Origin of the sequence: Paraburkholderia sp. (assembly GCF_049581445.1) — a bacterium.
In the GTDB taxonomy this organism is placed as follows: domain Bacteria; phylum Pseudomonadota; class Gammaproteobacteria; order Burkholderiales; family Burkholderiaceae; genus Paraburkholderia.
In genome coordinates, this window is record NZ_JBAURZ010000137.1 from 1 (window position 1) to 9,800 (window position 9,800).

Genomic DNA, 9,800 nt, shown 5'->3' on the forward strand with positions numbered 1-9,800 from the left:
ACTTTCTGGGCTTCAATATTCTTGAGGCCTCGCAGCCTTCGCTGGTGTCGAAACTGGCGCCGGGTTCGCGCAAAGGCGCGGCCACCGGTGTCTACAACACCACGCAGTCCATCGGTCTTGCGCTGGGGGGAATAGCAGGCGGCTGGTTGCTCAAGATCGCCGGGCAAAGTGCGGTTTTTTTCGCGTGTTCGGGGCTGGCGCTGTGCTGGTTGGTGGTTGCCGCGAAGATGAGGTCGCCCCAACGCAGGACGACTCAATAGACCTCAGCTGTTGGCGTACAGCACCGGCCCGTAGTCTCTGAAGCGAACGATGCCGGGATTGAGGCCGTCCTGCGTCCGGAGGGTACGGGTTCGAGAACGACGGCATGTTCCGTCATACGCCGTTCGAAGATTGCGCAACGCCGATCGCTCATCGCCGTCCGTGCCCAAGGCTAATTTTCGCGTAGCATTGATCGAACGCCGTGGACCCACCAGACTCGTCGCCGAACGCAATGGCAGTCGCGCGATGTTGCGTGGGCGACCGCCCAAAAAAAGCCCGCGCTATGAAGCTGCGGGCAGTCAACGTCGTGCGTCGGCCAGGGGAGCAGCCTGACGCACATTTCAGGTCCGGGTTGTCGTCAACAAGAAGTCAAGGCGTGTTGCTGGACCGTTGCTATCGATACCCATACCGTTGAGCGACCGTTATCGACACGACCCATTGACGGATGATGCGGGCTTTGTCATGCATAGCTGCGCAGCGTTCGGTGCTTCCCATCGTACGAGGCTGCAGTCATCTCTTATCCGGCCGGCAAAATCCTTCGGCGCGGTAAGACGTAGATCCCGGTATTCGATAATGTGGTCGAGTGCGTTTGCCCATCCCAGGTTCCAGGCGCTTTCGAAACCCGGCGATGACGGCTGCGTTTTTCGCAGCGCTTCCTTGTAGTCCTCAATACCTTTTGGGGTCGCGCCGCAGAACGCGCCGGCGAAACGGGCAAAGCTAGCAGCGGCCTGAACGTCAGCCGCGGGTTGAGCGTGTGCCGTCAGTGTGAATAATGCGGTCAGAACGGGCGCGCATGACATTGCGCACCGCTGAATCAGAGATATCTTCCCCGGGCGTGGCCGTGTCATAAATGTCGTTCTGTCTTTATCAATGCGCCTGCCGCGTGCTGTCATCGCCCCCTCACGCCCCGGAGTGTTGCTTGTTGTCGGCATGCTGCATCATCCGCATCATCTCTGGGCCGCCGGTTTTGAAGAAGGCAGCAAACATCACAACGAACAAGGTAACGAACACGATATCGAGGACGGTAGTGTAGTTAAACGAAATTCGGGAGCCCACTGCCGCGATATCCCTATTATGGGGTGTCCAGCCAGACAGTTGGAAGAGCGCTTCGACGGCAAGAGAGGCGATCACCATCGACGAGTAAAACGTCAGGAGCATCACAGCGGTCATCCGTCGACCATAATATTTCCGGTAGATATTCAGGATCGGAAGAATGATGAGATCGCCGTAGATGAATGACGCGACGCCGCCGAAGCTGATCCCGCCTCTCCACAACACGGCAGCCAGGGGAACGTTGCCCACTGAACATGTGAATGATGCAATGGCGATTAGCGGTCCGACGAACGCGCCCCAGATCATGGCGACGGCGGGGTGGCTTATGAAGAAGAACATTTTCCAGAAACTGTCCGGTACCCACGCGCCTAGCGCGCCTGCGACGAGTACACCGATTCCGATGTCACGCCAGAGCATCGACCAGTTCATGATGTATGAGTGGCTGATTGATATCCAGCCGTCTCTTGAACACAGACGTTCACGCCATGTTCCGTTCTGCTTTTCGGTGGACATGGCAGCATGTCCTTCCATGCTGCCAGCCACGCCTTTTATCGCCTGGTTAGTTGCTGTCCTGATGAGTGGGGCGCCGATGATAAATCGGAATGCCAGTGCGACAAGCAGGATCATCACCGGCCCACCGATGAACTCGGCCGCCGCGAACTGCCAGGCGATCATTACCCAAAGCAAGACACCGAGTTCGAGGACAAGATTCGTGGCGGCAAACTGGAACGCCATTGCTGCAATGAAACTACCACCCTTGCGCACGATCGAGCGGGCCATGGCCACGGCTGCATAGGAACAGGAGGATGAGGCGGCGCCGAATACGCCAGCCCGCATAAGCGAGCGCGGTCCTGCGTCGGGCAGTAATGCCGACATTTCATCTTTCGACACAACGACCTCAACAACAGCCGAAAATAGAAAACCTAGGCTCAAACCCCAAAACATCTGCCAGAGCATCATGAAGCTCATCCATAAAGCCTTGCCGATGGCGCTGCCGATAGCCATGGATCTGTCCCAGAGTTGACGATAACTGAAGGTGTGGAGGCGCCGCCTGGCTCCTCGTTGATCGACTCCTTCGAATTAAAAGAAAGCATGACCCGTTCCCGGCAGAGAAGCCTGCAAGTGCCGAGGCGGCAGTTGCATCTTGCATCGGTGCGAGTAGCACCAGGCGTTTGGTGCGTTCGAACAGTATGCCGACGCAAGAGGCGTTGTTCGCTCCTTTGATGAAGTCGCCTTCCCAGTGGCAGCCTGGCATCACTCGGTGTTGATCGAAAACGTCGGCAACCTGGTGTGTCCGGCGCTATTCGACCTCGGTGAGGCGGCCAAAGTATTGATTCTGTCGATGACTGAAGGCGAGGACAAGCCGATCAAGTATCGGCATATGTTTCGGGCGTGGTCTCTGTGCAAAGTGGCGAGGGCATGGAAGCATGGTACGGTTGGTTGCGAACCAGCGTAGCATGGACCAAGCAGTAGATCGGGATTGGGCAGATACCGCTTCCACGAAAAACAGCGGCGCTGTGAGCTTATCAGGTACATCACGCAAGATAACGTAAGGAAGAAATCGAAATTCCTTTTCACGGTCAGCGTTTGCAGCGTAGGCCAGGCGCACCTGGTCCACCGTGTGATCGCCACAATTTTGGCACCGAAGCCCTGGCGCACATGGCTCCGGGAATCATTCCGACTCGACCTCGGAGCGAGCGATCGCTTCTCATCGAACCGAGAAAACGTTCGATGAGAAAGCGGAATCATCCTTAGCGGATCCCGCGCTTGATCAGCGGAATGAGCGAGTCGATCGTCGCGGGTGTCTGCACGCCTGCACCGGTGTTGATGGTCAGTCCCGCGAAGTGATAAGCAGCCGAGAGCACGCACTGCGTGACCGGCAGAAAGCCCTGCAGATAAAGTTGCTGGTCGAGCGTCGCGGTGAGGTATTTGCTCTGCAGCCCGGCAATCGTGGCGGGCGCCAGATCGATGCCGCCCACGATGATTTGCCCCGGCTTCTTGCCAGCCTGCTGAAGCGCCTGCGGAATGAACCCGGTCACGCCACCGTGCTGCGTGCCAATCGCCTTCAGATCAGGGTGCGCCTGGATAAAGGCGACCAGGATCGGCACGGCGAGCGATGAATCGGCGTCCACCTGAGGTGAGATATTAAGCCGGGTCACCTTCACGCCGGCCTTTTCCAGCGTCTCGGCAAGGCCACGGTCAGACTGGCTGCGCACACTCTCGTTGAAGACTCCGTATTCGAGCGCCTCGTCGCCCTTCTTGAGCCCGGCGTTGAGCATGGCCTGAGCGGTGATCTGCCCGCCCACGTAGAGTTCGACGCCGGCATAGCCGAACCCCTTCTCGTCGTAAAGCTTCTGGTTATCGGGTAGCGGCGTGTTGCCGACGGTCACGATGATGCCCTGGTCTTCCGCCTGCTTGATCAGTGGTGCGAAGGCTGGATCGCCCGGATGGCCCATGATGCCAATACATGTTGGATGCGCCGCCATCGCCTGGCGAAACTGGGTAAGCATCGTCTCCGGGCTCCAGGCCGAGAACTGCTCGATCACCTTGATGCCGAAGGCATGCCCCGCGTCCGCAGCCCCGGTCTGACGTGGCAGCGTCGCGCCATCGCCGGGGTTTCCACCCATCTGCATATACATCGTCATACCGGCGCCGAGCTGCCCCGCCGTGGTTGGCTCCGTGGCACCGGCTGTCGGCGCGAGGCTGAACGTAAGCACGCTCGCCCCGAGGAGGAATCCCGTCATGATCTTGCTCATTTCTGCTCCTATCTCCTGATTTAACGGCTCTATCTCCCTCCAAACCTGAATTTTTCGCGCAACATGCGCAGCCTGGCGGGATTCTCGACCAACAGATGCAGGATGACGGCGACGATGAACACCACACCTTCGATCGCCTGTACCCAGAAGCCGGCGATACCTGTCGCAACGATTCCGGCCTCCAGCATGCCAATCACAAAAGTGCCGAAGAAAGTACCCACGATCGTCGCCGTGCCACCAAACACCGAGGTTCCGCCGATGAACACGCCGGCCAGCGCCGGCAGCAGGTAGCCTTGCCCTTGGGTCGAGAAATAGTTCAGATTCTCGAGCGTGAGCAGAACCGTCGCGAAACCGGCCAGCACACCCATCAGCGTGAACAATTTCACCGTCTCACGCAGCACATTGATGCCCACGACCTTCGCCACGTTGCGGTTGTCTCCGATGAACAGCACGTGCTCGCCAAAACGGTGGCGATTGAGGATGAACCACATGAATATCGCGAGCCCGAGCGCCCAGAGCGCTTGCATCGGGATCACATCGAACAGCGTGCCCGCGAATACTGCATAGGCTGAACCGCTGGCGAGCTGCTGCAGCGCATTGGAGAGCCCGCCGGAAAGGATCGAAGCAACACCGGCCCAGAGGAACTGCGTGCCAATTGTCACGATGATTGACGGCACACCGACCACCGCGACCAGCACCCCGTTCACCACGCCGACCAGCGCGCCACCAGCCAGCGCCGCGATAATGGCTAGCCACGCTGATCCGGTAGTGTTCACGCACCAGGCGAACAGAAAGCCCGAGAATGCCATCACCGAGGGGAAAGAGAGATCGATCTCCCCCGCTGCAATTACCAGAGTCAGCCCGATCGCCAACACCGCCATCGGCGGCACGGTGGTCAGGAAGGAGAAGTAGATTGGCCAGCCCAAGAAGACGCGCGGGGCGGTTGCCATGAAGAGGCCGACCACCAGCGCGAACACGACCACGCTCGGCAATCCCTCCACACGAGCAAAACCCGGCAGGCGAAAAGACACTAACCGCGCCGGCTGTTTTTCTTTTACCGGATCACTCACGTCCTTGTCCCCACAGCCGGCACCGGCCCGTGTCCGCTCTGCTGCAGCGAAATCAGAAACCGGGTGAGCTCCTCAAGGCTCATCTCCCCTGACTTGATATCCGCGACGATCCGGCCACGATCGAGCACGACCAGTCGATCGGCAAGCTCGTGCACATGGGCGAGGTTATGTTCGATGTAGATGCAAGCGCGGCCGGACTCCTTAATCGAGCGCACAAAGTCGAGAACCTTGCGCACCTCGCTGATGGCAAGTGCCACCGTTGGCTCGTCGAGAATGATCAGATCGCTGTCGAAATACATCGCCCGTCCGATCGCGATGCCTTGGCGCTCGCCACCGGAGAGTTTCTCAATCAACGAATTCGCGTCGATCCCCACGCCGCGGAAACCGAGCTGCTGCTTCAAAATATCGTTGGCAATGCGCCGTTCTTCGGCAACATTGATAAAGCCGAACCGGTTGGTGATCTGCCGGCCGACAAAAAAATTACGCCACAGCGGCTGCTTCTCGCCCAGCGATTTCTCCTGATATACCGTCTCGAAGCGCAGTCGGTGCGCCTCGCGCACGGAAAAGCGGCTCCAGTCGACCTCCTCGTCCCGGATGAACATCTTGCCAGTGCTCGGCCGCACAACACCGGTCAGCACCTTGATGAGCGTCGATTTACCCGCGCCGTTATCACCGATCAGGCCGACGATTTCGTTGCGCCCTATGGCGAGATCGATGTCGGAAAGCGCGCGTATCTTGCCGTAGGACAGGCTGATGCTCTGCGCGCGCACGATATGCCGCCAGGCGCCCGTAACGGCCGCTGCGTCGCTCGCCGTCACGCTACGCTCCAGCTCGAATGGCCCACAGTGATGTTGTGTACGACGATAGCCATAAGACCTTTCCTTTCACTTATCGATCGCCGCATCAACTTACATTGGAAGTGCCTTTGAAATTTAGCAAGACTTAGAGTCTAGTTCAAGAATCGCCTGACGAGACCGCTTGTTTCATCGGGAAATTCCGAGGCACCTGAACTACGGAACCTAAGGGATCGGAGCACCGGTTATTGATGACGACTCGTCGACACCAATCGAACCGTTATTTGCACCGTTGACGCGATGCAACAAGCATTCTCGCCACGAGAATCGGCGAGCGGCCGTTGCACCGCGGGAGTTGTCACCGCGGCGCTTTTCGACCATTCGAAACCTGTGGGAAGGCGAAAGCAAGGTATCGAAAGCAAGGTATCGAAAGCAGTAAAGGTATTTGACCGATTAACGGCCTGCTTTGACCCACTGTTCAGCGGCGGTACCAGCAGGTTACAGGCCCCTGCTCATAAGAAGTCTGAGTTCAGGCTCATTTGTGTGCTGACAATAGGTGACGTCAACGCGCAGTGCTGGCAGCGCCAGTGGCACAAGGCGGCCCGTCGGCGTTTGCTTGGCGCTGCTAACGCGCGGCATGCACATGCTCGCGCAGTGCACCAGGAATCAACGCGCGTTCGAGGCCACCATCACTAAGCCATGCACGCGTCTTCTGCGCGGCCCGTTCAATCAGTTGGGCGCACTGCGTATAGTCGTAAGGTGAGACATCGAGTGGACACAACGGTGGAACGACATAGATCTGCGCACGCGTCGAATAAAACTCCAGGTCGCGCACGAGCTGACGCGCGATGATGAGCGTCAACGCATGCATCGCCTGCGCGATCGCGCTACGTGGCGGCGCATGCAACGCACACGCGAAGCCGGCCGGCAACACGACGATACGCGTCGCACCGAGCGCGACCGCCACCGAGATCGGCGTGTTGTTGGCGACGCCGCCATCGACGAGATCCACGCCGTCAATACGCACCGGCGGAAACACCCCGGGTATCGCTGCGCTCGCCTGCACGGCGTTCACCACAGGACCGGCAGAAAGAACGATTTCGTCGCCGGAAAGCATATCGGTCGCAACGATGTGAAGCGGCAAGGTCGCCTGCTCGATCCGCTCATACGACAGATGCGTCTCCAGCAACCGGCGCAACGCGTTCGCCTCAACGAGGTGCGGACGACTGCTCAGAATCATCGCGAGCAGCCCAAGCATCGAAAGCGGCATGATGTCCTGCCGCCGGATCTTGCACCAGAGCGCTTCGAGCATTGCAACGCCATTGCCGTCTGGTCGTCCGGCGAAATACGCTGCGTTTATCGCGCCCGCGGAGGCGCCCACCAGGCAGTCCGGATGCTCACCGCGGTCGAGCAGTTCGCGCAGCATGCCAACCTCGATCGCACCGAGGCTGCCACCGCCAGCGAAAACAAATGCGGTCAAACCCGAAGGGTGGGAGTTCATGGCTGTTTCCAAACGTCTGCCTGCGGCTCAACACCAGGTGCTGCTGCAAGTCGCACCGGCCCTCGCATGCTGAGGTCGCGGCGTCCGAGCGCGTATGTAGCGCATCCAACGCAGCCTGAGCAATTCACCGCCGCGATGTCTTTGTCCTTCGATCAGCTAGTGCAGTCCAGTCTGCATGGTATGCCCCTTTCAAGGCATACACCAAACGTCGGTAAGATCAGACGCGGATTTGGCGCCATGTCTTCTCCTTGGCAATTGGCACGTTCCATTTCACAAACCAGCTTGCCTATTTGCGAAGTCCATTTCCAAACGAAGCGGCATGCGAGCACTGACCTTGTCGGATAAGCGAGAGTGAACATTGCCCGATAGCGACCACGCGTTCAATGCGAGTTAGCCTGAAGCGGTGATGCGCTGCATCATCCATTGAGCGGCGGCGCAGCGCATGAAAAGGTCTATGATCGAATCACGCGTGAAGCGTCAGGCTAGGCAACGCAGCCGTCCGCCGCGCCTGGGAGAAGACCATGACGGAGCTCGTAAAGACACTCGCTGGCGGGGCAGGCGGCCGTCAGCGCCGGCAGATCGCGTGGGTCTACGCATTTCTCCTGGCCTTCAATCTCGCGGCCTGGGCCGCCGCTTTGCTGGCGTTTCGCGGCTATCCTCTGCTGCTAGGCTCCTGCCTGCTGGCATACTCGTTCGGCCTGCGACACGCCGTGGACGCGGACCACATTGCTGCCATCGACAACGTCACACGCAAGCTGATGCAGTCCGGCCAGCGACCGGTGACGGTGGGGCTGATGTTCTCGCTCGGGCATTCCACCATTGTTATTCTGGCCACGCTCGGCATTGCCGCGACGGCGCTGGCGTTGCAAAGCCGGATGAACGGTTTGAAGGAAACCGGCGCGGTGATCGGCACGCTCGTGTCGACTTTCTTTCTGTTTGCGATCGCGCTCCTGAACCTTCTGGTGCTGCGCTCGGTATTGCGCGTGTTTCGCCGCGTGCGCCGCGGCGAGCCTTATGTCGAAGAGGATCTGGATATGCTGCTGGCCGATCGAGGTTTTCTGTCGCGCATCTTTCGGCCGCTTTTTCGGCTCATCACGCGAAGCTGGCATATGTACCCGCTAGGCTTCCTGTTCGGACTCGGCTTCGATACCGCAACGGAGATTGGCGTGCTCGGCATTTCTGCAGCAGGTGCCGCGCAAGGCATGCCGATCTGGTCGATCCTCGTGTTTCCGGTGCTGTTCACGGCGGGCATGACGCTGGTCGACACCACCGACGGCATCATGATGCTCGGCGCCTACGGCTGGGCCTTCTTGAAGCCGGTGCGCAAGCTCTACTACAACATCACGATCACTACGATTTCGGTGCTGGTGGCGTTGGTGGTTGGCGGTATCGAAGGCCTCGGATTGCTGGCCGATCAACTGCATCCAAGCGGCGACTTCTGGGTGATGGTGGGCGTGCTCAACGACAATTTCGGCCTGGTCGGATACGCGATCATCGGATTATTCCTCGCAGGCTGGCTATTGTCCGTAGCGGTTTACAAATGGAAGCGTTTCGAGGAACTGAAGATTCATTCGTGAGCGCGTTTCATTGGCGTGAATATGCGCGCATAAACCCGAACGCATAAACCCTTAAGGGCTATCGTCAGAGAATAGGTCAGAGAACAGAAGCGGGCACGCTGAAGACGCGTATCGCCTTATACGAGGTTCGTGCGTTAGTTACGTAAACTGGGTTATTTCGTAGCGCTGAACTATACTCAAAAAAGTTTTTCGGGCCCATCACGGTGGGCACCATTCGATCTCAAACATGCAGCAAATCCGATCCTTTAGCCGTCTCCCCACGCGGTAGTGTTACCGATCGATTGCTGGACACGTGACTGCCGTGCGGCACTCGCCACGTATCTTTGTCTGTAAAAAGAACGCGGATCGCAGTGGAGGCACATGATGGCAGAAGCAGACAACGTCCCCTATGGGCGCAAGACTCAGCACGCGCCGGCCCTCAAGGAAGTACACATTATCTGGATTACCGCCGGCCTCGGCTGCGACGGCGATTCGGTATCGATTACCGCGGCAAGCCAGCCGAGCATCGAAGACGTGATTCTCGGCGCGATTCCCGGCTTGCCGAAGGTCCATTTGCACAATCCCGTCCTGGCGTATGAAAACGGCGACGAGTTTCTAAAACCGTTCCATCAGGCCGCGCGCGGCGAGTTGGACAACTTTGTGCTGGTCATGGAAGGCTCGATTCCCAACGAGCGCATTAATCGCGAAGGTTATTGGGCGGCCTTGGGCACCGATCCCGACACCGGCGACCCGATCACGATTCCGCAGTGGCTCGACCGGCTCGCGCCGCGCGCGCTGGCCGTGGTCGGCGC

At 58.9% G+C, this 9,800-nt stretch carries 8 protein-coding genes and 2 pseudogenes; 4 read left to right on the forward strand and 6 right to left on the reverse strand.

Annotation, left to right across the window (positions count from 1 at the left end; genetic code table 11):
- A partial coding sequence (locus WCA85_RS13025) for an MFS transporter (protein ID WP_424064442.1) occupies positions 1-260 on the forward strand: 260 nt, incomplete at its 5' end.
- Between the two features lie 898 nt (positions 261-1,158).
- Here the strand turns inward: WCA85_RS13025 and WCA85_RS13030 are convergent.
- The gene (locus WCA85_RS13030) at positions 1,159-2,316 is read right to left on the reverse strand and encodes a permease (protein WP_424064444.1); all 1,158 of its coding nucleotides are present in this window, start codon (positions 2,314-2,316) and stop codon (positions 1,159-1,161) included.
- A 100-nt stretch (positions 2,317-2,416) separates the two neighbouring features.
- Positions 2,417-2,572: pseudogene (locus WCA85_RS13035) on the reverse strand (IS30 family transposase); the annotation flags it as partial.
- On the opposite strand from WCA85_RS13035, the pseudogene WCA85_RS13040 reads away from it, so the two are divergent.
- Positions 2,573-2,713 (forward strand): annotated as a pseudogene (locus WCA85_RS13040) (hydrogenase nickel incorporation protein HypB); the annotation flags it as partial. It lies immediately after the preceding pseudogene.
- A 349-nt stretch (positions 2,714-3,062) separates the two neighbouring features.
- Here the strand turns inward: WCA85_RS13040 and WCA85_RS13045 are convergent.
- The 4 genes from WCA85_RS13045 to WCA85_RS13060 form a co-directional block, all read right to left on the reverse strand.
- Positions 3,063-4,067 carry a substrate-binding domain-containing protein gene (locus tag WCA85_RS13045; protein ID WP_424064445.1) on the reverse strand — a complete coding sequence of 335 codons (1,005 nt, stop codon included), beginning with the start codon at positions 4,065-4,067 and terminating at the stop codon, positions 3,063-3,065.
- 29 nt (positions 4,068-4,096) lie between these two features.
- Positions 4,097-5,137: an ABC transporter permease gene (locus WCA85_RS13050; RefSeq protein ID WP_424064447.1), complete on the reverse strand. Its 1,041-nt coding sequence runs from the start codon at positions 5,135-5,137 to the stop codon at positions 4,097-4,099.
- Positions 5,134-5,955 carry an ATP-binding cassette domain-containing protein gene (locus WCA85_RS13055; protein WP_424064449.1) on the reverse strand — a complete coding sequence of 274 codons (822 nt, stop codon included), beginning with the start codon at positions 5,953-5,955 and terminating at the stop codon, positions 5,134-5,136. Before WCA85_RS13055 ends, WCA85_RS13050 begins: the two co-directional genes overlap by 4 nt.
- Positions 5,956-6,556: 601 nt before the next feature.
- Positions 6,557-7,432 carry a patatin-like phospholipase family protein gene (locus WCA85_RS13060; RefSeq protein ID WP_424064451.1) on the reverse strand — a complete coding sequence of 292 codons (876 nt, stop codon included), beginning with the start codon at positions 7,430-7,432 and terminating at the stop codon, positions 6,557-6,559.
- Positions 7,433-7,953: 521 nt separating this feature from the next.
- On the opposite strand from WCA85_RS13060, the gene WCA85_RS13065 reads away from it, so the two are divergent.
- Positions 7,954-9,009 (forward strand): HoxN/HupN/NixA family nickel/cobalt transporter, encoded by a 1,056-nt coding sequence (locus tag WCA85_RS13065; RefSeq protein WP_424064452.1) that lies wholly within the window; start codon positions 7,954-7,956, stop codon positions 9,007-9,009.
- A 363-nt stretch (positions 9,010-9,372) separates the two neighbouring features.
- Positions 9,373-9,800, forward strand: a 428-nt coding sequence (locus WCA85_RS13070) for a hypothetical protein (protein ID WP_424064454.1), incomplete at its 3' end; no start/stop codon positions are given.

What these genes read in the sequence shown, in the direction of transcription:
- WCA85_RS13030 (WP_424064444.1), bottom strand. Translation starts at nt 2,316, where the DNA reads ATGGCTATCGGCAGCGCCATCGGCAAGGCTTTATGGATGAGCTTCATG.
- WCA85_RS13045 (WP_424064445.1), bottom strand. Translation starts at nt 4,067, where the DNA reads ATGAGCAAGATCATGACGGGATTCCTCCTCGGGGCGAGCGTGCTTACG.
- WCA85_RS13060 (WP_424064451.1), bottom strand. Translation starts at nt 7,432, where the DNA reads ATGAACTCCCACCCTTCGGGTTTGACCGCATTTGTTTTCGCTGGCGGT.
- WCA85_RS13065 (WP_424064452.1), top strand. Translation starts at nt 7,954, where the DNA reads ATGACGGAGCTCGTAAAGACACTCGCTGGCGGGGCAGGCGGCCGTCAG.